General features: G+C 69.8%; 20 protein-coding genes. 11 read left to right on the forward strand and 9 right to left on the reverse strand.

Annotation, left to right across the window (positions count from 1 at the left end; translation table 11 throughout):
• Positions 1–447: transposase (locus ACLQ24_RS18635; protein ID WP_425892987.1), on the forward strand; the 447-nt coding region annotated here is incomplete at its 5' end.
• On the opposite strand, the gene ACLQ24_RS18640 is transcribed toward ACLQ24_RS18635, so the two are convergent.
• A complete protein-coding gene (locus tag ACLQ24_RS18640) occupies positions 444–1229 on the reverse strand; it encodes a hypothetical protein (RefSeq protein ID WP_425892988.1) in 786 nt (261 codons plus the stop codon). The two genes, ACLQ24_RS18635 and ACLQ24_RS18640, sit on opposite strands and share 4 nt — an antisense overlap.
• Positions 1230–1507: 278 nt before the next feature.
• Here ACLQ24_RS18640 and ACLQ24_RS18645 point away from each other — a divergent pair, with 278 nt between their 5' ends.
• The 4 genes from ACLQ24_RS18645 (at position 1508) to ACLQ24_RS18660 (ending at position 4539) form a co-directional block, all read left to right on the forward strand.
• Positions 1508–2080, forward strand: coding sequence for a TlpA family protein disulfide reductase (locus tag ACLQ24_RS18645; protein WP_425892989.1), 573 nt, complete (start codon positions 1508–1510; stop codon positions 2078–2080).
• A gap of 5 nt (positions 2081–2085) precedes the next feature.
• Positions 2086–2925 carry a cytochrome c biogenesis CcdA family protein gene (locus tag ACLQ24_RS18650; RefSeq protein WP_425892990.1) on the forward strand — a complete coding sequence of 280 codons (840 nt, stop codon included), beginning with the start codon at positions 2086–2088 and terminating at the stop codon, positions 2923–2925.
• Between the two features lie 145 nt (positions 2926–3070).
• Entirely contained in the window at positions 3071–3493 is a 423-nt protein-coding gene (locus ACLQ24_RS18655; protein WP_425892991.1) for a PadR family transcriptional regulator, read from the forward strand.
• Complete coding sequence (locus tag ACLQ24_RS18660) at positions 3490–4539, forward strand: GlsB/YeaQ/YmgE family stress response membrane protein (RefSeq protein WP_425892992.1); 1050 nt, start codon at positions 3490–3492, stop codon at positions 4537–4539. Before ACLQ24_RS18655 ends, ACLQ24_RS18660 begins: the two co-directional genes overlap by 4 nt.
• A gap of 16 nt (positions 4540–4555) precedes the next feature.
• Here the strand turns inward: ACLQ24_RS18660 and ACLQ24_RS18665 are convergent, their stop codons facing one another.
• Entirely contained in the window at positions 4556–5125 is a 570-nt protein-coding gene (locus ACLQ24_RS18665) for a hypothetical protein (RefSeq protein ID WP_425892993.1), read from the reverse strand.
• An 814-nt stretch (positions 5126–5939) separates the two neighbouring features.
• On the opposite strand from ACLQ24_RS18665, the gene ACLQ24_RS18670 reads away from it, so the two are divergent.
• Genes ACLQ24_RS18670 through ACLQ24_RS18680 form a run of 3 tightly spaced genes read left to right on the forward strand, consistent with a single transcriptional unit; the run spans position 5940 to position 7829 of the window.
• Entirely contained in the window at positions 5940–6548 is a 609-nt protein-coding gene (locus ACLQ24_RS18670) for a hypothetical protein (RefSeq protein WP_425892994.1), read from the forward strand.
• Positions 6545–7096, forward strand: coding sequence for a DNA cytosine methyltransferase (locus tag ACLQ24_RS18675; protein ID WP_425892995.1), 552 nt, complete (start codon positions 6545–6547; stop codon positions 7094–7096). The genes ACLQ24_RS18670 and ACLQ24_RS18675 overlap by 4 nt, the downstream gene beginning before the upstream one ends.
• Entirely contained in the window at positions 7074–7829 is a 756-nt protein-coding gene (locus ACLQ24_RS18680) for a hypothetical protein (protein ID WP_425892996.1), read from the forward strand. Before ACLQ24_RS18675 ends, ACLQ24_RS18680 begins: the two co-directional genes overlap by 23 nt.
• Before the next feature lie 369 nt (positions 7830–8198).
• Here ACLQ24_RS18680 and ACLQ24_RS18685 read toward each other — a convergent pair whose 3' ends face one another.
• Positions 8199–10553, reverse strand: a complete 2355-nt coding sequence (locus ACLQ24_RS18685; protein ID WP_425892997.1) for an SEC-C metal-binding domain-containing protein — start codon at positions 10551–10553, stop codon at positions 8199–8201.
• A gap of 502 nt (positions 10554–11055) precedes the next feature.
• On the opposite strand from ACLQ24_RS18685, the gene ACLQ24_RS18690 reads away from it, so the two are divergent.
• Positions 11056–12468, forward strand: coding sequence for a DUF2786 domain-containing protein (locus tag ACLQ24_RS18690; RefSeq protein ID WP_425892998.1), 1413 nt, complete (start codon positions 11056–11058; stop codon positions 12466–12468).
• Positions 12469–12693: 225 nt separating this feature from the next.
• On the opposite strand, the gene ACLQ24_RS18695 is transcribed toward ACLQ24_RS18690, so the two are convergent.
• From ACLQ24_RS18695 to ACLQ24_RS18710, 4 genes are all read right to left on the reverse strand, one after another.
• A complete protein-coding gene (locus ACLQ24_RS18695) occupies positions 12694–13224 on the reverse strand; it encodes a DUF6262 family protein (protein WP_425892999.1) in 531 nt (176 codons plus the stop codon).
• A gap of 4 nt (positions 13225–13228) precedes the next feature.
• On the reverse strand, positions 13229–15697 hold the full coding sequence (locus ACLQ24_RS18700; protein WP_425893000.1) for a tyrosine-type recombinase/integrase: 2469 nt from the start codon (positions 15695–15697) through the stop codon (positions 13229–13231).
• The gene (locus ACLQ24_RS18705; RefSeq protein WP_425893001.1) at positions 15694–16848 is read right to left on the reverse strand and encodes a tyrosine-type recombinase/integrase; all 1155 of its coding nucleotides are present in this window, start codon (positions 16846–16848) and stop codon (positions 15694–15696) included. Before ACLQ24_RS18705 ends, ACLQ24_RS18700 begins: the two co-directional genes overlap by 4 nt.
• 322 nt (positions 16849–17170) lie before the next feature.
• Entirely contained in the window at positions 17171–18505 is a 1335-nt protein-coding gene (locus ACLQ24_RS18710) for an NYN domain-containing protein (RefSeq protein WP_425893002.1), read from the reverse strand.
• Positions 18506–18668: 163 nt separating this feature from the next.
• Here ACLQ24_RS18710 and ACLQ24_RS18715 point away from each other — a divergent pair, with 163 nt between their 5' ends.
• Together ACLQ24_RS18715 and ACLQ24_RS18720 are read left to right on the forward strand one after the other, a co-directional pair.
• A complete protein-coding gene (locus tag ACLQ24_RS18715; RefSeq protein ID WP_425893003.1) occupies positions 18669–19031 on the forward strand; it encodes a DNA-binding protein in 363 nt (120 codons plus the stop codon).
• Complete coding sequence (locus tag ACLQ24_RS18720) at positions 19028–20500, forward strand: tyrosine-type recombinase/integrase (protein WP_425893004.1); 1473 nt, start codon at positions 19028–19030, stop codon at positions 20498–20500. The genes ACLQ24_RS18715 and ACLQ24_RS18720 overlap by 4 nt, the downstream gene beginning before the upstream one ends.
• A gap of 797 nt (positions 20501–21297) precedes the next feature.
• On the opposite strand, the gene ACLQ24_RS18725 is transcribed toward ACLQ24_RS18720, so the two are convergent.
• Positions 21298–21546 (reverse strand): hypothetical protein, encoded by a 249-nt coding sequence (locus ACLQ24_RS18725; protein WP_425893005.1) that lies wholly within the window; start codon positions 21544–21546, stop codon positions 21298–21300.
• 231 nt (positions 21547–21777) lie between these two features.
• Positions 21778–22584, reverse strand: a complete 807-nt coding sequence (locus ACLQ24_RS18730) for a class I SAM-dependent methyltransferase (RefSeq protein WP_425893006.1) — start codon at positions 22582–22584, stop codon at positions 21778–21780.
• Positions 22585–22592: the final 8 nt, after the last annotated feature.

Here is a 22592-nt window from a genome sequence, read left to right on the forward strand (position 1 = left end):
GCGACCAGCCTGGACACCACCACAGTCGACCGGATCTGGCAGTCCTATCTGCGCCGCTTCGATGTGGAACACACTTTCCGGTTCTGGAAACAGGTCCTCGGCTGGACCCGGCCCCGTCTACGCGACCCACAGGCCGCCGACCGGTGGACCTGGCTGACCCTGATCACCTACACCCAACTGCGGCTGGCCCGTACCATGACCACCGACCTGCGCCGGCCCTGGGAACGACCCGCCCCACCCGGCCGGCTGACCCCAGCCCGGGTCCGCCGCGGATTTCGGCACCTCCGCGCGAAACTACCCAGTCCCGCCAGCGCCCCGAAACCCACCCGCCCCGGCCCCGGACGCCCACCCGGCTCCCGCAACAAACAGATGGCCACCCATCCACCCGTCGGCAAAACCCAACACCTCAAACAAACAGCAGACTCTAAACCACAACAAAAGGTTTAATCGCAAGCTAAGAGGAAGTACGTCGTCTTCGCCGCGATAACGAACTCGTCGTCGTCGATCACCAGGTGCACGCTCGCACCACCCGGTATCTCGGCCTCGGCTCCTTGATGAGTACCGCGCAGCAGCGCCCAGCTGTAGCCGTGCTCGAAGCCGGACAGTAGGCGCCAGGTGCCTTCCAGGAACGCCGCGAAGTCCGCCTGCCCGCCAACGAAGCTCAGCTTCGGCAACTCGTTGGTCACGACAATCCGCTGATGGATCTTGTCGAACGGCTCCCCGAGCTGGGCCGCCTCCGCGCGGTAGGTCTTCAGCGAGTCCTGCTCCTCACCGCGCTCGCTGTCCTCGATTAGCGTCCGCAGCTCCGGCAGCGCTTTGAAAGCCCCGCGGTGCTTGCGCTGCTCGTAGAAGTCCTGGACCTCAGAACGCAATCCCCGGATGCGCCGCACCCGCCCCACGTCGGGATCGAGGATCCAGGCCGCGAGAAATGCTGCCTCGAAGGTCGGCCGCAGCAGGCTCCACGGCGCCCACAGCGTAGCGCCGTGGTGCTTGAGCAGCGCGAGGAGCGCCTCGTGGTTGTCCCTGGCCACCCCCAGGTACTTAATCACCGCCATGTATGTTCGCGGTCCGGCTACCTGAGCCTCATCGAAGGCACGGGCGGACAGCAGGTACCTGCCGTCCAGCGAAGGCAAGCTCTCCAGCTCCCGAAACTCCCCGGCGAGCACCCTCCAGTACTCGGGCAGGTTGCCGAGGTTCATTTGATTGCCGGTAGGGACGAGTGCGCGCACGCGAGTAGCGTACGAGCCTTCCCTGCACAGCTCCAGCCCCGTTCAACGTGGCCAAAGTCAGCAAATCGGGCTCGGGGGCACTGTTCCTCTCGGCGACGCTGCGTATGGTCAAGCCGCGCTCCAAAAGACGCGCCCGCCGACTGCCGGTTGATGGTTCCTCGTGCGCGGCGGCTCGGACAGTAGTGAACCCGCAGTGACCGCTGCCTCGGCGGCTGTACCGTCATCACTGGAAGCGGCGTGACGATGGCGAGAACGACCACGACGGAAGGGGCAGTCCCGTGCGGAGACGTGCCGTACTGGCCGGCGCGACCGTGGTCGCGGTTACCGCACTGACCGGATGCGACGACGGCACCGAACCGTCGGCCGTAGCTGACACCCGTGACACTGGCCCGCTGACGCCGAAGACCGTCTATCCGGCAGGACAGCGACCCGACGCACCCACGCTTGACGGTGAGCTGCTCGACGGCACCACCTTCGACCTCGCTACCCGGACCGGCAAGGTCGCCGTCATCAACTTCTGGGCCTCGTGGTGCGCCCCCTGCCGCGCCGAAACCGACGATCTCGAAGCCGTCTACCAGGCCACCAGAGACGATGGCGTGACGCTCCTCGGCATCAACACCCGCGACAGCAGAGACGCCGCGACCGCGTTTGTGCAAGGCCGGGTCGGCTACCCGAGCCTGTTCGATCCCGCCGGCCGGGTCGCGATGGGGTTCAACCACGTGCAAGCGTCCTTCCTCCCGGCGACCGTTTTGCTCGACCGCACAGGCCGCGTGGCCGTGGTGTTCCGCAAAGCATTGGTGCGAACGGAACTTGAACCTGTCGTCACTGACCTCGCCGCCGAGAAAATCTGACAACAGTGGGATCCACCTTCGCCGACATTGCCGCGACCGGCCCGCTGCTGCTCGCCGTTCTGGTCGCCGCCACCGCCGGGCTGGTCAGCTTCCTGTCACCGTGCGTGCTACCCCTGGTACCTGGCTACCTCTCCTACGTCACCGGCCTCGCCGGCGACGACCTCCGCGCAGCCCATCAACGCGACACCGCACCAACGGACCGCGGCTCAGCGCCCATCGGGACCGTCGCCACCGCCAAGGCGACCGGCATCATGTCCCCCTCATCGGCCCGACGCCAGGTCCTGCTCGGCACCGCCGGCTTCATCGCAGGGTTCACCATTGTGTTCGTCGCCATCACTATCGCGTTTACCGCCGTCGGCCGGACGCTGCTGGTCAACGCCCGCACCATCGAAATGATCGCCGGAGCCATCGTCATCGTCCTCGGCGCCGGCTACCTCGGACTCATCCCCGCCCTGCAACGCCAAGCCCGCATCAACCGGCTACCCGCCGCCGGCCTGGCTGGCGCCCCCCTGCTCGGCGCCACATTCGGGCTGTCCTGGACCCCGTGCGTCTCACCGACCCTCGGCGCGGTACTGGCCCTTGCCGTCACCGACGGCACCACCGGCCGCGCCGCCGTGCTCGCCACCGCCTACTGCCTCGGCCTCGGACTGCCCTTCGTCGGCGTCGGCCTCGGCCTACGCCGCGTCCTGACGCTGACCGCCACCGTGCGGCGTCACCACCAATGGATAACCCGCATCGGCGGACTACTACTCATCACCATCGGACTCGCCCTGCTCACCGGCGGCTGGACCACCTTCATCAACTGGCTACGCGCCATCGTCGGCCCCGGCCAGATCAGTATCTGAAATCAGGAGCTTCATGCTGTGACCGGAGCTGGGCAACCCCTCCGACGACCAGCACAAAGGATCTTCATCCCCTGCAAGCTAGGACTGGGCGGCGTTTCTCACCGCCTGGCCACCGATATAGCTTTATCACCGGTATATTGAGGCCATGGCCACACCCACGCCGCTTCGGGAGCCCACCTTCCTGATTCTTACCGCGCTTGCGCGAGAGCCCATGCACGGCTACGGCATCATCAGCGACGTCGCCGCGCTCTCCGGCGGTCGGCTGGCGCTGCGGCCCGGCACCCTCTACGGCGCACTCGACCGCCTCACCGACGAAGGGCTGGTCGAGCGGGACCACGAGGAGGTCGTCGAGGGGCGGCTGCGCCGCTACTACCGGCTTACCGAAGCGGGCCGGTCCGTGCTCACCGCGGAGACCGAACGACTGCGCCGCAACGTCGAGGCCGCCAGCCAGCGGCTACGGATTCGGCCCGCAGGCATCCCCGCCGCCGGCGGCACCTCACGCGCCCCTGTCAACCTCCCGGGGGCGGTCGCCCGCCCCACCCTACGACCGACCGGAGGCCTGGCATGAACCAGCCCAACCCCGCGCCGGAGCAGGCCGGATCACCGCTGGAGTCCCGCTACCGGCGACTGCTGCGGGCCTACCCGGGTGACTACCAGGCCGAGCGAGGCGACGAGATCGTCGGAACGTACCTCGACACGGTCAGACCAGGGCGACGCTGGCCCTCCCCACACGACGCCCTCGACCTCCTCGGTGCCGGACTCCGGGAGCGACTGCGCGGGTACGGCGCCTTTGGGCTGGCCGCGGCCTTCCCCCTAGCCGCGACCGCCGCGCTGAACACCCTCGTCGCGGTCGCGACCTTCCTGCTCCTGCAGGTCGAGTTCGAAGACCCCCACTTCGCCAGGCTGGACCCGGTTGGTCCGTTCCAGACTCTCGGCGCTGCCATCTGGCTGGGCTGGCTGGTCGTCGGCCTCACCGCCACGGCGCTACCCGGGGCCTGGACCCGCACCGCTGCGGCCGGTGGTCTCCTGCTGACTGTCGCCGTGCCACTCGTTGCTGCTCTCATCGGACAACCCCGGCCGCCGCTGTTCGTGCTGCTTCCCGCCGTCGCGCTTGGCCTGGCCACCCTCGCGCTGCCCTCCCACCCCGGCTGGGTAGCACGTAGCCTGCCGCTGCTCACGGCCGGCTGTGTAGCAGCCGTGTCCGTGGCATTCAGCGCCGCTGAGAACGGCGGAAATATGTTCACCTCGTACAGCTCGACTCCCGAGCTGTTGGCGATGGCCGGTGGGCTGATGTTCGCACTGGTCCTACTCGTCGGCATCGGCCGCGCCCTGCGAGCCGACGACGCCGGCCTCTGGGCGACCCTGCTCCTCGCCACACCGGCCGGCCTGTTCGGCGCCAACCAGCTCAGTCAGGGAATCTGGGGCAGCCACGGCGGCGGGCCTACTCCGGCGGCACTCGCCGCCACGACCGGTTCGATCATGCTGGCCGGTGCGGCGCTGCTAACGGCAGCCCTCGCCGGGCAAGCCTCCCGACACCGGACCATACGCCGACGAGTACGCGGCAACGCCTGCCCGACCTGCGGACATCAGCCGGAGGCGACAGCAGAGGCCTGACGATCCCACAACCTGGCTACCCCCGGAGGTGATCAGGCGGTGTCGGCGGGTTTGGGTGCGGATAGTTGGTCGTCTCGTCGGTGTCGGGCCAGAGCCGGACCGCCCCCGCGGCGGCGTCGAGAATCACCTGGGCATTGACCTGCACCCGCGACTCGGGGATGTCATACGCCGGCCACTCGCAGACGAAGGCCACCGGCCCGGCCGGCGGTAGCGGCCAGACCCAGTAGTGGGCCTCGTGCCGTCGGGCGTCCGACTCGGCGCTGCCCGGAAACAACAATGGACCAGGTGGCTCGGTGTCCAGCGGTGTGAACGCGTGCCGGTCCATGTTGGTGACGCTGCTCCCGTCGGCGAAAAGCACACCGACCCGGAGGAACTCGGCCGGCAAGGGCGTACCCGCCCAATACCCGATCCGGTGGTGGTGCGAAAGATCGGCCCGGTGGTCCGGCGTACGCAGAACCGCAGTCACGCTGAACTCCAAGCCTGTGGGGTAAGCGAGCAAGCCGCTGATCGCGACCGCCGCGCGGTCGGTGTGGACCAGCAGATGGTTTTCAGCCACGACACCGGGGATCACGTCCTCGGGTTTCATCCAGGCAGGACGGGGCGGTCTGAGCGGTTCTGGCTTGACGTCCGGTGCCGCTACCCGGCGCTCGAAGAAGCCCATACGGCCCACCTTCGCACAAACCCACGCCGTCGTCGGACCGCCGTGCACCACCGAAGTCAGTTCCGGCACACACCCGACGGTGCCCCGAACGGGCACCCATCGGTGGCCGGCAGGGCGTCAGCAGGCATCGACTGATCTGCGATGCGTCGGTCACGAAGTGATGCCTCGCGTGCATACGCGGACACCCGGACATCTCAACTGGCCGCCAGGAAGCGCCAACGCGATCGACGCACCACGTAGGCAAACCCCTGCGGGACCGAGTCTGCAGAACTCTCCTGGCTCCCTCGCCGCCCTGAAGCTCCAGAGCCAAACAGAGAACACCTAGCCCATCACCACCCAGTACCAAGCGCCTCTGCCACCCGGCAGGGGCGCTTTTGCATGCCCGGAGAATGAGGAATCAGTGCAAGACCACCAAAGCCATTCAACTCGACCCGCCCATCAACACTCTCAACCTGTCGACGAAGCCGCTCACGAGGTTAGCTCTCGGCCGCCGGCTCCCGCGAACCCGACGCACAACCGCCCGCCCGATGTCGAACTCACTCCCCAGTTCGCCAAACGAGCCCTTCAGAATTCCCGAACTCACGGCGGACTCGCCGACACCTACTGGGAGCCGGCGGCTGTCTACCGGCATCTGGACCGCCTGACCGGCCTCGCGCGGCAGTCCGGCATCGAGGTCGTGCGCGTCAGCACCGGTGACATCCGGACTGACGCACTCGACCCAGGCCACAGGTTCGCCTCAATGCCCCTGTTCACCCTGGGACCCAACGGCGAGCGCGGCATGGCCCGCCGACAATGCACCGGCGAATACAAGATCAAACCGATCAAGGCGGAGGTGCGGCGCCGGCTGGGCTACCCGCACCCGAGGCGAGTGCCGGCCGGGGTGTGGGCGGAGGTCGCGATCGGGATCAGCCTCGACGAGATCGGCCGTGCCCGCGACTCCGACGTCGCCTACATGCGCAACGTGCACCCACTGCTCGACCTGGGCTGGCGGCGAAACGACTGCCTGCGCTTCCTAGCCCACCACGGCCTCGCCGACACCCCGAAGTCGTCGTGCGTGGGATGCCCGTTCCACGACGACGGCTTCTGGCTCGCCCTACGCGAACACAGCCCGCAGGAATGGGCCGACGCGGTCGCCTTCGACCACGCCATCCGCGACGGCTCCGCGCGGGCCAACGCCGACGGGCACCCGCTGCGCGGCCAGTTCTTCCTGCACCGCCAGCGGGTGCCACTCGACAAGGTGGTCCTGCGCCCGCGCCCACAACCGGCGGATGCCCCCGGTTGTGGACCGTGGACCTGCCCCCACAACGAGCCGACGACAGCCGGTGCCGGGCGCGGGGAGGTGGCGTGAGCATTGCCCACATCACCGCGCCCCGCATCGGATCGGTCTGCACCGGCTACGGCGGGCTCGACATCGCCGTCGAGCTGGTGCTCGGCGGCCGGCTCGCCTGGTACGCCGAGACCGACCGGCACGCCGCTGCCGTCCTGGCACGCCACTGGCCGCACGTCGCCAACCTCGGCGACATCCGCACCGTCGACTGGACCCGCGTCCAGCCGGTCGACGTGCTCACTGCCGGATTTCCTTGCCAGGACATCAGCAACGCCGGAAAACGCGCCGGCATCACCGGTGAGCACTCCAGCGTCTGGAACCACGTCGCCGCAGCCGTTCGCGTCCTTCGACCTCAGCTGCTCTTCGTGGAGAACGTCGCCGCCCTCCTGCGGCGAGGACTCGACGTCGTCCACGCCGATCTGGCCGCGATCGGGTACGACACGAGCTGGCTATGCCTACGCGCATCCGACGTCGGCGCGGCCCACCGCAGGGACCGGCTGTTCCTGCTGGCCACTCCCGCCGAACCAGCGGGAAGGGTATCGGACGTTGCCGACGCCGTGCGCCCGTGACGGCAAAGGCCCCGGCCACCCGTACGGGCTGCCGGACCTGGTAGAGCCGGCCGGCACCCGCCACGGCCTGCTGGCGGCACCGACCGCGGTGGCCCATCGGTCGAACATGTCCCCCTCGGCGGAGGCCGCCTGCCAGCCCTTATCGGCCGGCATCGCGTCGCGGTCGCTGCCGATACCGACGGTGCCCGACAGCCGGTCCTCGGAAAACGCCACCGCCGGACGCACCACGCCCACCGGGCACGCGGAACGGACGCCCACCGACGCGGCGCGGCTGCTGCCGACTCCCCGAGCCAGCGACACCGGCACCCCGGGCCGGCGGGCCGGCGGGCCGGCGCGACCACCGCTGTCGCAGGTCCTGCTACCCACCCCCAGGGCAACCGATGGCGCCAAGGGCTGCCCCGGGCAACGCGGATCGCACGGCGACCTCACCCTCCCATCGGCAGCCGTACAAGTTCCGGTCCGGACGCTGCCCACCCCTCGCGCCTGCGACGCACACGGGCCGGGCAAGCACGGTGACGGTGGCGCGGACCTACGCACCACCGTCACCGTGGCCGGGCTGGGCCAACCCGACACCGACCGGTGGGGCCTGTACGCCGCGGCGGTGGCCCAGTGGCAGCTGCTGCTCGGCCGGCCCGCGCCGGAGCCGACCCAACCGGGGCGGCACGGCAGACCCGTCCTTGCGCCGCCGTTCGTGGAGTGGCTCATGGGCCTTTCTATCGGGTCGGCACCGTGAGGCCGGTCGACACGGTGCCGTTCCTGCAGGTCAAGGCAAGGAGACTGGCGTAGTTGTAGTGCCCGACAGGTGTCGGGCACTACGTACTATGGCCCCGCCCGAGACCGTTGACGCCCGTGACCACGGTGCCGGCATGGGGCAAAGGGCCGATTTGGGGTTCCATCGGTCGCCGTTTGCTGCCTGATCCCGCTGCGGCCCGACGCCGACGACGAGTGAGGTTCACGGCTGCCGGCCGTGCCGCTCTCAGCGCGCGGGTCGACGGCGAAAGTTCAGCCTCCGGGCCGGCCATGGCCACGCGTCTCGCGGGCCACAGATGAGCATGCGGCCGATTATGGAAGCAGTGCTCGGGCCGAGCGTAGTTGGCTGCGGTCAGGGCTGCTGGGGCGGGTTGTTGAGTTCCCGCCGGATCCATTCGACGTCCATGGTGATTGGCTTGTCCTGATCAAGGTTACGGTCGTTGCGCCACTGCATGTCGTCGAGGAGGGCGTCCAGTTCCGCGTGGGCGGTGCTGTTGGTGGCGGCGGCCTCGCGGGGGGTCATGCCGAGGCGCTCGATTGGGGTGTCCACCCAGGATTGGCTGGCGGTGCGTGGCAGGTCGGCTTGGGCGCGTTGCTCGGTCATGTGCGGGCCGCCGGGGAGCAGGTAGCTGTCGACCGTGATGGTGCGCACTGTGGAGCCGTCGGTAGGCGGTTCGCCGCCGATGCGGTCTGTCCGTCGGCCTACCTCCCGGGCCGAGGACGTCACTGTGTGGACGCGTTCGTGCAGCGCGGCGAGGCGTTCGCGGGAGTTGGCCCACAGCGTCCAGCGTTGCCCGCGACGGGTGACGGTGCCGAGGCTGACGGCCTTGCCGTCGCGGTTCACCTGGTGGTCCAGGACGTTGGTGTCGGTGGCTGTCAGGTCGGCGGCCAGTCGGCGCCAGGCCGCGTCGCCGTCGGGTACCTGCAGGGTGACCTCGGCGTCGAAGTACTCATGCCCATCGGTGTTGAGCAGGCACGGGTCGGGCTGTGGGCCGAGAAACGCCGCGATCTGGTCGGCCGTGGGGTCGGCTGCCAGGAGAGTAAGCAGGTCGTGGCGGCGGTCGCGGGAGACCATGGCGGGAATCGGGAACATTCGTGGGCGTGCGGCGTCGGTCAGCAGGCGGCCGCAGAACAGGTCGAGGCGCCGCGCCGAGGTGGAGAACAGCCGGTCGCGCAGCACGATCGGTGTCCCCTGCGGCAGTGGGCGGACGGTGACGCTCTCACCGCGGCGGACGTGCCGAATCTCGAACGCGCCGATGGGAATACGGGCCCAGGTCTGCAGCAGGGCCCGCTCGTCCTCGCGCAGCCACCCACCGCGGGTTTGCAGGAAACGCTGTAGATATCCCTCGTTGGTCAGTAGCAGGTCGAGGCACAGCAGCGGGTGCTGCGGGTGCCCGGTACTGCGGCGGATAAGGGTCCCCAACCGTTCGGCGGCCGGGGCGCGCTGGGCGAACGTGGCGATCAGGGCGTAGAGCAGTTCCGCCCGGGCGGCCAGCGGGGGCACCACCGTGGTGGCGCAGCACAGTTTCGCCTTCCGCCCGGAGCCACACGGGCAGGGCCGGTTGCGTCCGGTTGCGGTGGCCGCTGGGAGGACGTGCTGGGCACGGATCGCGGCGCGCAGGTTCTCGGCGACCGGGTGCTCGGCGCGGCGCAGGTAGTCTTCGGCGGCGCGCAGATCACCGCGGCACGTGGCGTACTCCCCAGCGTCCAGCAGCGCTGCTTTCAGGCTGGGCTGCTCGGCCAGCGCCGCGGTCACCAGCCGCTGCGCCGCTACGCAGTCGCCCGCGCCCTCAGCAGCCCGGGCACGGAACAACGCCACCTCGGCACGTTCAGCCGGGGTGCGGGCGGTGGTGGCCAGCCAGTCCAGCGCCTGGGTAAAGCACACGCCCTCGATCGCGGTCCGCCGCTCGATCTCGTCGGCCAGGTAACCGACGGACCCGTCGCGGGACGCCAAACGATCCAGGAGCTCACGCAGGTGCCCGGTGTCCGCCTCGTCCCAGGTCAGCAACGCCCCGAGCGTCAGCATCCCCACGACGACGGCAGACCGGTCCAACCCGCGGACCAGCGCGGTGTTCCACGGAGTGCCGACAAACCCGACATGCCCGCCGAAGGTCTCCAGGTGTGCCTCACGCAGCCATTGCCGAAGCGGTGGCAGCGGCTGGGTGAACACCTCCGGTTGACGGCGCATCACCTCGACGAGCACCTCGGTGATGACGGCGGCAGGCAGTTCTCCGTGCCCATCGGCGTAGCGGTCAATGGCCTGCCGCGCCGCCGCCTGGCAGGCGGAGACGACGGTCGCGACGTAGTCCGACCGCAGACCGCCCGGCGGGCGAACAGACACCGACAAGGTGCCGTCGCGCAACCGGACCTCCAGCAAGTCTCCGGGCTGGAAGCCGGCGAGCCAGCCAGTCGGGCCGACCAGTGCCAGACCGATCAATCCCCGGCCCGCGGGCCGGTCAGCCGGCAGCCGCAAAGGCAGATCCGGGAAGGCCACCGCCCGCGCCTGGCCACCCATGGCCAGCGGCAGCCCACCGAGGTCATCAGCCAGCATCGTCCACAGCGCGAGGTCATCGTCACCGGCCAGCACACCGGCGTCCCGCTCGACCACCGTCAGCTCATGGGTCACCGCCACCCCATCCGAGCCATAAACGGTTAACAACGGCAGCAGTTCCCCGGCGAACCCGAGGGCGTGCATCGCGACGGTCACGGGAAATCACCGTAGTGCATACCTGCGCCGCCCCGGGCGGGGTCCACCCACTATGGCGGCAACCATGACCACTGGCCGGGGTAGAAGGGGATCACCGGGGATGTCCGGGTTGATGTCGCGCGGCGAAAGCGCTGGCGCCGGAGGCCGTCGTGTAATCCCTGGGCGTGTACGATGGCCTGTCTCGCTTCGCGTGGGTCGCTGGTGACCGCAGGGCGCGAACCCAAGCCCGAACCGCACGCGGACGTTGGCTGCGATGACGGCAGGCCGAAGTACCTGCCTCCGCGTCACTGGGTAGCGCTACCCGGCCAGGTCAGCGAAGTGCCGGGAGGACGAGTCGTTGCCGAGCCGGAACAGCCGCGGATTGCCCTCGGTCCAGGGGCGTATAGCCTGCTCCGTTGTTGCTTCACGACGGGACCGCCCGCGATCCGGGCCGCAGGATGCTCGCTGCGCTGTGGCGGGTAGGGTCACAGATCGGGTGACCTCGGATTGATCGGCGGTGACGGTGGGCGCGAAGAATCGTGAACGGCGGCGGGCCAAGCAGAAGGCGCGTCAGGATCAGCAGCGGCGCCGGCAGGAGCGGGTTGGTTACGAGCCGGGGTCCGGGCACGGTGCGGCGGGCGGGTCGCCGGTGGCGGGATTGTTCAATCGGGCCGGCCGTGGGGTACGGCCCGCGCACATGGTGGAGCCGGTGGCCCGCGAGGCGGTCTTCGCCCTGCACGGCAAGGACGACGAAGCCGTGCGGCGGTGCTGCGCCGTGTTGGCCGACGACTCCGGCTGGGCCGGTGGGCGGCGGGCGGTGGACTCGGCGTTGACCGCGATCGCGCAACGTGAGCTGTCGGCGGTGTGGACTCGGGGCTGGCAGCCCGTCGATGTGGTCCGAGCCGCCCGGCGTGACTACGGTCCTCGCCACGGGCGGATTGTCGTCGATGTCATCGCCGCGGAGATGCGCGGCTACGCTGCCGCGGCCGTGGATGAGCGTTGGGAGGCTCAGCTACGAGAGCTCGACTCGGCGGTCTGGTGGGCACGTGACGACGAGTACCTTTCGGCGGTGGGCGAGCGTGAGGGCCTGGCCCGGCCCGAGTTGATCCGATGCCTGCTGCAGGTCCTGCACGTCTTCAGCACCTGCCCGCAGATCCAGGTCTTGTGCCCACCGCCGGGGCGGGCGCGGCGCGGCTCGCTCGGAGCGGCCGGCGGGCAGGCGGCCGACCCGCGCCAGCTTGAGCGGGTACGTGCGTTGCTGGCCAAGGCGGAGTCGACCAGCTTCGCGGAGGAGGCTGAGGCGTACACCGCCAAGGCGCAGGAGTTGATGGCCCGCCACAGCATCGACTATGCGCTGCTGTCGGTCGGGACCGGTATCCGTGACGAGCCGGTCGGGCGGCGGATCGGTATCGACAACCCGTACGAGGCGCCCAAGGTGCTCCTATTCGACGCGGTGGCCGGCGCCAACCGCTGCCGGGCGATCTGGTCCAGTTCCTTCGGATTCGTCACGGTGCTCGGATTCGCCGCCGACATCGACGCTGTCGAGTTGCTGTTCACCTCGCTGCTCGTGCAGGCCACCGCGGCGATGATGCAGGCCGGTTCACGCCGCGACGCCCACGGCCGGTCGACCACCCGCTCGTTTAGGCAGTCGTTCCTGACCGCGTTCGCCCAGCGTATCGGCGAGCGCTTGGCCACGGCGACCAAGCAGGCGACCGAACAAGCCAGCCGGGATCTGGCCGGCCAACCCGGGACGGACCGGCTGCTGCCGATACTCGCCTCCCGGGACTCTGCGGTCGGCGCGATGGCCGACGATCTCTTCCCCGACCTCGTCGGCCGCCCTGTGTCGGTCACCAACCGGGACGGGTGGGCATCAGGCCGGGCCGCAGCCGACCAGGCCCAGCTCGCCACCCGGCGCGCGGTCGACGTCGATGACTGACCACCCGGCACCGGGCACCCTGGAGGTCACCGCCTTGATCCGGTGCGTCCCGGGCAGGGGATGAGCCTGACCTGGACGATGATGGCGACTGTCCGCAGATCGATTCCCAACGGACACCCGGCGCTGCGGTCCCACTATCGACAGCCACCAGCGCAAACAGCGTGAACCGGCGTCTCACAAGACCCGTACGGCCAAATTCTCAGTCAGCGGGGGCTAACCGCGTAATCAGGCGCGGTTGGTCTCGACCATCAGCCTGCGATGGGCCTCGCGGGCGGCGCCGAGTTCCTCGTCACGTTCCTCGATGATGCGTTGCAGGTCGAGTACCCGTTGGCGGAGGTCGTCGATTTCGTCCTGGGTGTCTGCGGTATCGAGCAGGCTGAAGCCGCTGCACTCAGCCGCGTGGGCGCCGAGCAGCTCGGACAGGCGGGCTTCGAGGTCGTTGATGCGCCGCTGGAGGCGGCGGGCGTGTTCGTGCAGGTTGGCGTTGTCGGCGAGCAGGGAGCGGCGGCTGACGGTCGTCGTGGCTTGGCCGGGTTCGGTGCCGGCGCCTGGCGGGTCGGCTGCGGTCACAACCGCGGCGTGCAGGTCCGGGTGACGGTGGATGAACGAGCGGTGGACCCGGGCCCGGGCGGCCACGGCGGAGATGCTGATCTCGGCTGCTTCGGCGGTCATGGCGGCGATGGCCTGGTGCACGCGTTCGCGGCGCCGTGCGGCGTCGCGGTGGCGGGCCTGGGTGAGTGGATGCGACGCGGTCATGGATTCAGGTCCGCTCTGCTGTGGGTGGGCGGGTGCCCGGCATGCCGAGCGTGACGGTCTGGCGGGTCTGACGGATGACGGTGATGGCCTGTTGGATCTGGTCACGGTCGTCGTCGCTGAGGCCGGTCATGTCGTGTTCGATACGGCGGATCAGCGCCCGCAGTTGGTCGATCTGTTCCTCGGGTGGGGCCAGGTGTTGGCGGGCCCAGTCGTCGAGGTCGGTGGCGGCGCGGATGCGTTCCCGGTCGGCGAGTAGTTGTTGCAGATAGGACTTCAGCTCAGGCAGGTAGGAGGGGTCGCTGCGGAAGTGTCCGCAGCCGACGCAGGTGTACTTGTAGGGGCACGCCTGGCCGCCGGCCTTGACGTTGGATGGCTCGGTGCATACTCCGAACGGCACGGCGACCTGCCCGACCCGCAGGCGGGTGTGTTCGTCGGCGAGCAGTCCGCTGATGCTGTGGAACACTCGTTGGCCTTTGCCGTCGAACTGGTGGCGGGCAACGCGCTCGACAGCGGCGCGGGTGCGGGTCTCGGTGATCCGGTAATAGATCAGCGTGGTGCGCATCGATCGGTGGCCCATCAGCTCGCGCAGCACGTCGGGGCCGACGCCCTGGTCGGCGTGGCGTTGGGCGTAGCTGTGCCGGTAGGCGTAGGGCACCACCCTGCGCCGGTCGAACGGGCTGTTGTCCTCGTCGACGAGCAGGTCCGCGATCTGATCGACGAACTCCCGGTGCGCGTTGCCGAACGTCTCGGCGTGCATCGGTCGGGTGCCGTCCGGGTTGGCGTTGTCGCAGGGGAAGAGGACCAGCCGGTCGAGCGGGGTGTGCGGGAATCGTTGCCGTACCTGGTTCTTCTGCTCCCCGATCAGCTGTGCGGTGGCCTCGGCGATCGGCAGGCGCCGACCGGGTCGGTTGTTCTTGGAGTCGGTGTAGACCAGGACCGGGTTGCCGGTGTCGTCGCGGTCCAGGCAGTCCCACGCCAGGGTGCAGATCTCGTCCGGGCGCCGGCCAGTGTCGATGAGCAGCTCGACGATACGGCGTTCGCTCAGGCCGCTGCGCGCTTCCAGGACGGGCAGGTGGTCGCTGATCGTGCGTAGCACGGTGGCGGGAAGGTCGCGGGGGCGCTCGGCCGGGTCGGCTTCGGCCGGCACATCGCCGCGGCGCAGCCGCACGTCGTCGGGCAAACCGACACAGGGCTGCCCGGGCCTGGTCAGGCCGAGCGTACGGACGTCGTCGAGGAACCTGCGCACCCGCCGGGCGATCCGCAGCCGGGTGGCGTCCGTGACTGCGGCAGTGCGCTGCTTGTAGGCCAGCCGGTTGGTAAAGGCAACGATGTCGCGGCGTCCCAACGCCGTCGGATCATCCCCGCGATCGCGGCGGGACAGGCGAAGGCTCTGCGACAGCTCGGTGACCGCGTTGATGGTGTCGCGGGCGGTGGCTGCGGCCTGGCGCCCGCGGTGCAGGGGCAGGTCCTCGGCCGCCCAACGTTTGAGCGCCTCCCGCAGCCACCGCTGGCTGATCGTCGTGAAGTCCAGCCGGCCGGGCAGCCCGAACACAGTCAGGTCCCAGTCGTCGCCGGCCTGTTCACGCTCCGGCGTGGACAGTACGCAACGCACGGTGCGCAGCGCCGCCCGCAGCAGCGTCCCAGCGTTGTGGCGAATGTCTTTGCTCTTGACGTCGGCCAGATCGAAGACCGTGCCGGCGCGGCGCTCGCGCAACAGGTCGGCCAAGTAGCGCACGTCGGTGAGGAAGACCCGCAGCCCCGCATCGGTGCGCTGCTGCAGCGTGACGAGCAGCTCGCGCTGGACCCGTACCGGCAGGCCCTTGAAAACCACGACGTGATCAACGCCAGCCGGGCCGTTGACCCCCGCCCAATCCTCAAAGTCCGCACCTGGGTTGGTCTTCGAGTGGTTCGCCCACCGCTTGTCGTGGGCGGCGCACAGGCCACGCCGTCCGTCGGCCGCTCGGACACAGGAGGCGACCCGGCAGTCGCCGAACGAGGCCAGCGGCCGCACCGACGACAGCCGCAGCCACGCCTCCACCGACAGGCCAGGATGCGCGCGCCGGTGCGCGGCGTGACTGCGACACAGCCGGTCACGGGCCCGGGTCGCTCGCGGGCAACCGGCCACGCGGCAGATGCGTTCGTTCCAGTTCGCCTTACCCGACGCGGTCGCCGCGAACTCGGCGAACGGTCGGTCGGCGGCCTTGAACCGACGATCACAGCCCGAGCACAGCTGCGCCCACGACCGGCGGATGCCCGCCTCACAGTCGACCACGGCGCATTTGCGCAAGCCGAGCAGCGGATCGTCGCGGGCCGGGGCGAGGACCTGACATTGCGGGTCCCAGCCGGCGCGGGTCAGGAAACCCGGTCGAAGGACCGCGTTCAGCGCCGCCAACGCCTCGACATCGCGTGCCCCGCCGGCCCGGATCGGCGCCATGGCCGGCTGGCGGCCGTGACGTGCGCTGGCGACGCTCACCGCACGACCGGTCGGGCTACGCGCGGCAGCGCCACCCTGCCCACCGCCTCCCGCAGCCGCCCCTGGCTCGGGTGCAGGTACACCTCGCTGGAGGTGAAGGCAGCGTGCCCCAGCAAGTCCTTGATCTCATCGAGGGTCGCCCCGGACGCGGCCAGGTTGGTGCCGAAAGAATGCCGCAGCGCGTGCGGGTGCACCGGGCGAGTCAGCCGAGCCCGGCGCGACAGCGCCTCCAACAGCTCGTTGAGCGCCTGAGGACGCATCGGCGCACCCAGCGGCTGCCCGAACAGGTTGACCAGCACAAAGTCACACCGGTCCGCCTCCGGGCAGGCGATTCGTTCGGCGAGGTACTGGTCGTAGGCCTGGACCACCAGCCAGTCAGCGGGAACCGCTCGCGAACGACGGGACTTCGCCGCCGCCCCGTTGCGGTTGTCCCGCCGCACCACGTGTGCGTGGGCGCCGCGCACCCCGCAGCACAGCCGAGTCGCGTCCGGCACGAAGTGGACATCCTCGCGCCGCAGCCCGATCAGCTCACCACGGCGAAGGCCCATCCGCCACAGCGCCAGCACGATGAACCGATCCCGGGAGCGGTGGCAGGCACGTAACAGCGCCAACACCTGCTCATCGGTGGCCGCCTCGACAGCCCGCTGCGGCTCGCGCAGCCGGTGCCGGGGCCGCGACCGCAGGCCGATACGACCCTCGCCGCGCACCTCGGCCGGCAGATCCCAGTCCTCCACGACCTCGTACAGCCCGTCCAGGACACCCGGCGCGGCGGCGCCCACCGACACCGCGTGCTTGAGGAACTCCCGTACCGCCGCCAGCACCGCGTTGACCCGACCCGCACCACGCACTCGGCAGCCAACGACCGGCAACCCGCCGCCCCCGTTCTTGCTGAAGTACCCCAACCAGTGCATGAACCGGCCCAGCCGCGGCGCGGCGACCGTCCAGTCCGCGCCGCTCGCCGCGCACCAGGCGAAGAACAGCGCCAGCCCGGTCGCGTACGCCTGCGTCGTGCTCTCCGCCCGATCACGACCAAGCCGGAGGTGCAGCAGGAACTCGTCGGCCGCGGCAACCACCCGGTACTGGTCGTCGATCACGGTCCAGTAGCGCACGCCCGTCGGCAGGCGCACCGTAAACGCTCGGAACTCGGCCACCACACCTCCGTTCCCGGGCCGTCCAACCGTCACGATAAGACCGCCACAATCAACAACATTTGCGACACACCGACACAAGCTGTCGCGCACGCGGCAAGACCACACCCCCGCGTCAGTCCGCGACGCCCGGCGCGCCCCGACGAAAGGGCCTCGACGAGCACTGGGTCACCGACCCAACTCTCGGGCTGCCGCGCACCGCCGCACTACGAGTTCTCGGCAACGGCGTGGTCCCTCAACAGGCTGCCGCAGCGTTGCGGCTCCTGCTGTGCCCCCTCCGGTGGGAGGTGCCCGCGTGACCAGCGGTCGCCGCAGGTGGAACACACTACGACGGGTTCTCCGTCCGGCCTACCTGCTCGCTGCTATTGGCAGATGGTGCCCCCAGCCAGGCCTGGACCGTCGCGATCTCATCCTCGGAGAACGTGATCTCCACCGCGTCGGCGCGGCTGAGAACGTTGCCGACGAACGCTACTGCGATCTCGTCGGCTGTCGGCGGGGGTTGGCGGTGCAAAGGGCAACCTCCGAACGACGCGCCCCGCACGACGAACCCGACGGCATTGCGGCTGACCGGCAGCCCCTCTTCGCGCAGATGGTCACGGGCCCAGCTGGTGCACTGGGTCCAATTGAACCGCTGAGACTGGGCGTACTGCGCGAGTGTCCGGTAGATCGCCGGCCACCAGGGTTGCGGCATCCGCGGCAGATCGAGCTGGTCGCTCAGACGTTCGACGGGATCCGGCAAGGCGACGCGCGGCGCCGTCGTGGTGACGGCTCTCGGAGCCTGGTGGCGGCTGGTGTCCCAGAGCAGGTGCTGCGACATCCGCAGGTTCGGTAACGACAGGCTCGCCACGGCGCGGGCGAAACTGCCGAAGCCGAACCAATTGCTGTCGCTGACCGACGGACCGAGTTGTGCCCGCAGGCGGGAAGCGAGCCAGGCCATGTTCAACGGCTCGGTCGCCGCGGTGTACTCCTGGGTCACGATCGACCGAAAGACGTCGTACGCCTCGCCCTCGACAAAGGCAGGAGTGTCACCGGCGTCGGTGATTTCGCGGTCGTCGAGCCCTTCCCGCACCTCGCTGTCGGGCTCGTCGTCGAGGTCGACCGGCTCGCCCTGCACCAATGCGAGCAGGTGCTGGCTGTCGAGAACCTGATCCGCGATCGCGGTGAAGGCCTCCGCCGCTTCGGCTGGTGACACGATCATCGTGCGCCGGTCGGAGCGGCGCAGGCGTTGCAGCAGCGGCGTCATGTCGGAGTCGCCGGAGGCGATGACGAACTCGTCGTACCGGGTGTCGGCGGACAGCGCGTCGACGGCGTCGACGACGATCCTGATGTCGGCCGCGTTCTTTGTGCTGCTGTAGCGGGGGCAGTCGATCACGTCGAAGCCGGCGCGCACGAACGAGGGCCGGAACTTCGAAAAGTACAACCGCGTCTGCTCCCCGCCCGAATCAGTGCGGTACACCCAGCCAGCGAGATTGAGGTAGCAGCGCAGGACCAGCCAGCGCCGTGCGTCAGCCGTCGTGGCCGTCGTGGCCGTCGTCGCCAGCCGGCGCAGCCATGATCCCGGATCCTCGGCGAACTGAACGGCCATATCCGGATCCAACTTGTACAGGCCACTGAACACGTTGTCGAAGTCGAGGTAGAGCGCCGCCCGAACGTGAGTCACGAGCGCAACCTACCAACCCTGAGTAAGTACGTCATCACGCGCGTGCCGCCCGAAGTGACAGCACGCGCGATGGCGCAGTGAGGGTCCGCAATAAGCCAGGTCCACACCTAACCAACCTGATCCCACTTTCCTCTTCACGTTCCGACGAATCGGAGTAATTACCGTGACCAGCCACCACATCGATTCCCCAAAAGCAACCGACAACCCCGACAGCGCTGGCGGGCTGTGGACCGAGGAGCGCATCCGCGCACTCGGCGCGATCACCGACCTACCCACCGCCGGGCGTGTCTTCGGCTTGGGCCGAGCCCTGTCCTACGACCTCGCCCGCACCGGCGACTTCCCGGTGCCAGTCCTGCGCGTCGGCACCCGCTACAAGGTGCCCGTCGCCGGGATCCTCACCGCCCTGGGCCTGCCCCCGTCACCCGGCGACTTGACCCCGGGCGGCATGCGAAGCGTCGATCACCAACGGGAAATCAGCAGCATCGACCCGCCGCACACCGGCGACGACAGGAAGGCCGAACCGTGACCCGCGCCCGTAACCCCGAAGGTGCGCTGACCAAGCGCTGCACCTGCACCGACCCGGACACCGGCAAACGGCTCGGCAGCCAGTGCCCGAAGTTACGCCGCCCCGGCGGCGGCTGGCACCCCACCCACGGCGCGTGGGGGTTCCAACTCGAACTGCCCGTCCGGCCCACGCAGCCCCGCCGGCAACTGCGCCGCTCCGGCTTCGACAGCCGCGACACCGCCACCGCCGAACTGCGCCACGCCCGCGCGCTTCTCGACCTCGCCGGCGGCGAGGCCGACCTCGCCGCCGAGGTCGCAGACCTGCTGCACGCCTGCCGGCCCGGCACACCGCTGCCCGACCGCGACACCGTCGCCGCCCGCATCCGCGCCGGCGTACCCGCCTCCGTTCCCACCACCACCGGCGAATACCTGACAGCCTGGCTGCAAGGACGGCGCGGGTTGGCGGAAAAGACCGTGCGCGGCTACTCCGACCACATCCGCCTGTACCTCGTCCCCCACCTCGGCAAAATCCCCATCCAGAGCTTGCGCACCGGCCACATCGAGGCGATGTTCACCGCGATCGGCCACCAACAGGACGCCATCCGCGCCGCCCGCGCCAGCACCGACCCCGCCGTCCGCGCCACGGTCAATGGCGTGCGGCCCATGGAGGCTTCCAGCACTCAACGGCTCTATGCCACCCTGCGCAAAGCCCTCAACGACGCCGTCCTGCGGGCCAAGCTGATCCCCACCAACCCCGCCCTCGGCGTCGAACTACCCACGGCCAAGCGACCCAAGGCACGGGTGTGGACCGCCAAGGCGGTCGAGCACTGGCAGGCCACGGGCAAACGGCCGAGCCCGGTGATGGTGTGGATGCCCGCACAGGCCGGGCGGTTCCTCGACCACACGCAACGCCACGACATCGTCCTCTACGCGATGCTCCTGCTCATCCTGCACCGCGGCCTGCGCCGCGGGGAGGCGTGCGGCCTGCGCGACCACGACGTCGACCTCGACGCCGGCTACCTCACCGTCATCGAACAGATCACCACCGTCGGCTACACACCCATCACGCGGACTGTCAAGAGCGACGCCGGTGACCGGATGGTGCCCCTCGGCCCGAAAACCATCGCCGCCCTGCGGGCCTACCTCGACATGCGACGCCGGTGGAAGACCGTCAGCGGCGACGACTGGCCCGACACCGGCCTGTTCTTCGTCCGCCCCGACGGCAAGCCCTGGCACCCACAGACCATCAGCGACCGCTTCGACCACCTCATTACCAAAGCCGGGCTGCCGCCCGTGCGGCTGCACGACCTACGCCACTGCGCCGCCACCTACCTACGCCACGGCGGCGCAGACATGAAAGAAGTCCAGGAAACCCTCGGCCACTCCACCATCGGCCTCACCTCCGACACCTACACCAGCGTTATCCTCGAACTCGAACGCGGTAGAGCCGACGCCGCCGCCGACCTCATCCCCCGCGACGAAGCCGCATAGCCACAAAGCGGCAGCGCGCGGGTCCGTGGGCCGCAAACTCCGACGCCCACGGACCCGCGCCACCTCCACAACCGCCAGCCGACGGCGAAAGGGCAACATCTGCTTCCACCCGCTCCCGCGCGGCACCTGCGCTGCCTCGGCACCGTCGCTCGCCGGTGTGCCGGTGTGCCGGCGTGCTGTTCGCACCGTGACGACGATCGGCGCGGCGCGGCGCGTGGAACCTCACGCCGGCGTTGGCAGCGTCGCCGCGCCCTTACTCGTCCTCGTCAGCGGGGCGGGGCTTGCGATGCTCGGCGATGTACCGCTCGACATCCACCCGGCCCAGGGCAGCACGCGACCGGATCGTCGGTGAGGGTGAGTTCCGCGAGCAAGGCGGCGGCGTTTGCGGTGGCGACGTCCAGTGCGGGGATGTCGTCGGTGGGGGTCGATCCTCAGCAGACCGGTGTGCAGGACGTCGATGGCGCGTTGGCGGTCGCCGTGTACGGCGCGGGCGTGGGTGAGGCGTTGTGCCATGGACATTCGGGGTCCGACGAGCTGCCGGGGGTTGGAGCGCCAGATGATGTGCGGGTCGTCGGGCCCGGCGCCGACCGCGACGCGGTGGATGCCGCCAGGGGCATACGCAGCAGCGGAATGGGCCTTGCCGGGGGGTGCGGGCGCGGTGCAGCACCGCCCGGGGGCACGAGGCGCGGGGCTCGGTGCAGCACCGCCCGGGCGACCGCATCGCGTAACGCCTGCGCCGGCACGGGCGCCCGCCCGCAGGCGGGCGCGCACAGGTAGACCGGCGGACATCCGGGAAGCTATACCAGGATCATCGGACGGTCACAGGTGTGGCAGGCCAGCAGCCCCGGCGGGACCGGGGCGGCCGGCACCGCTCGTGCCCGCGCCACCCATTCGTCAATGGTGGCCGGTGACACACCGCGCTCTCGGGCCACCTCGGTGATCGCCGGTGGCAGGCCGTGCTCGACGGCACGATCGAGCGTCGCGGCCACCGCCTCGCCAACGAATGTCGCCGTCGACGAGGCAATCGGCAACGTCCGTGACGGCATGGCCCACTCCTTTCCTGATCAAGTAACGCTGCACCCCTCGATCGGGGGGGCAGCTCGACGAGCCAGTGTTCGCTGGGTATCGCGCGGCGGACCGGGCTACGGCCTCGATCGGGGACGAAAGCGCTCGTTGCGCCCGGGGTTGTTGGTGTGGCCGGCGGCGAGACGGGGGATGGCTCGCCGCCGGCCACGTCGGTGGCCTTCTGCTCTGGCTCTTGAGCAGGGGCGGCCAGGTCAGGTGGCCCGCTGTTGCGGGGGTTTGCGGGCGGTGGTGGAGGCGAACGTGTAGCCGCGCACGAGCACACTCGGGTCAGCCATCAGCTCGCCGAATCGCTCCAGCTCCCCGGCAGACAGGCCCTCGGCGAGAAGGTGACTGGCCAGTTGGGTCGCGTGTTCGGCGTAGAGCTGGCAGCCGGCGGTGCCGCCGGCCCAGGTGTCGGCGAACCAGCGTGTGTGGACCGTCTCGAAGCCGTTGGCGAGCAGCCACGACGGAGTCGTGTTGCCCCAGTTCAGGTCGATACCTCGGGCCGCGAGACCGTCGAGGATGGTGCGGATGACGAAGCCGATGAGTGCGCTGTCGGCGTCAGCGGGCGCGTATACGGATACCGGGGCGGCAACGATGTCGACGAGGGTGAGGTGCCCGCTGGGCCGCAGCGCGGTGATCAGTTCGTTGAGAAGCTGGTGCCGGTTCGGCAGGTGCGCTAGGACGCAGCGGGCGGCGGCGACGTGGATGCTGTCCGACTGGACCGGCAGCTCTTCGGTGCGCAGGTCCCGCTGGAAGACGTCGAGCACACCGGTAGGGTCGAGGATCGGCGGGTCAGCGTCGACGGCGATGACCTTCCCGCCGCGGCCGACGAGGTTACACAGGTGCCTGGTGATCGAGCCGGTGCCGGTGCCCACGTCGAGGGCGGTCTCCCCTGCCGAGACGCCGAGGCGGGTCAGCTCGGCGAGGATGATCGGGTCCACCATTTCCTGCAGCGGGCCCAGCTCACGCGGGCGCTGTTGCGGAACTGGTAGCACTGCGGGCGGATGAGCGGCCATTGCTTTCC

The sequence above is a fragment of the Micromonospora sp. DT4 genome, from assembly GCF_049841675.1.
GTDB lineage: Bacteria > Actinomycetota > Actinomycetes > Mycobacteriales > Micromonosporaceae > Micromonospora.

What these genes read in the sequence shown, in the direction of transcription:
- ACLQ24_RS18660 (WP_425892992.1), top strand. Translation starts at nt 3,490, where the DNA reads ATGAACCAGCCCAACCCCGCGCCGGAGCAGGCCGGATCACCGCTGGAG.
- ACLQ24_RS18730 (WP_425893006.1), bottom strand. Translation starts at nt 22,584, where the DNA reads ATGGCCGCTCATCCGCCCGCAGTGCTACCAGTTCCGCAACAGCGCCCG.
- ACLQ24_RS18655 (WP_425892991.1), top strand. Translation starts at nt 3,071, where the DNA reads ATGGCCACACCCACGCCGCTTCGGGAGCCCACCTTCCTGATTCTTACC.
- ACLQ24_RS18665 (WP_425892993.1), bottom strand. Translation starts at nt 5,125, where the DNA reads ATGAAACCCGAGGACGTGATCCCCGGTGTCGTGGCTGAAAACCATCTG.
- ACLQ24_RS18695 (WP_425892999.1), bottom strand. Translation starts at nt 13,224, where the DNA reads ATGACCGCGTCGCATCCACTCACCCAGGCCCGCCACCGCGACGCCGCA.
- ACLQ24_RS18725 (WP_425893005.1), bottom strand. Translation starts at nt 21,546, where the DNA reads ATGCCGTCACGGACGTTGCCGATTGCCTCGTCGACGGCGACATTCGTT.
- ACLQ24_RS18670 (WP_425892994.1), top strand. Translation starts at nt 5,940, where the DNA reads ATGCCCCTGTTCACCCTGGGACCCAACGGCGAGCGCGGCATGGCCCGC.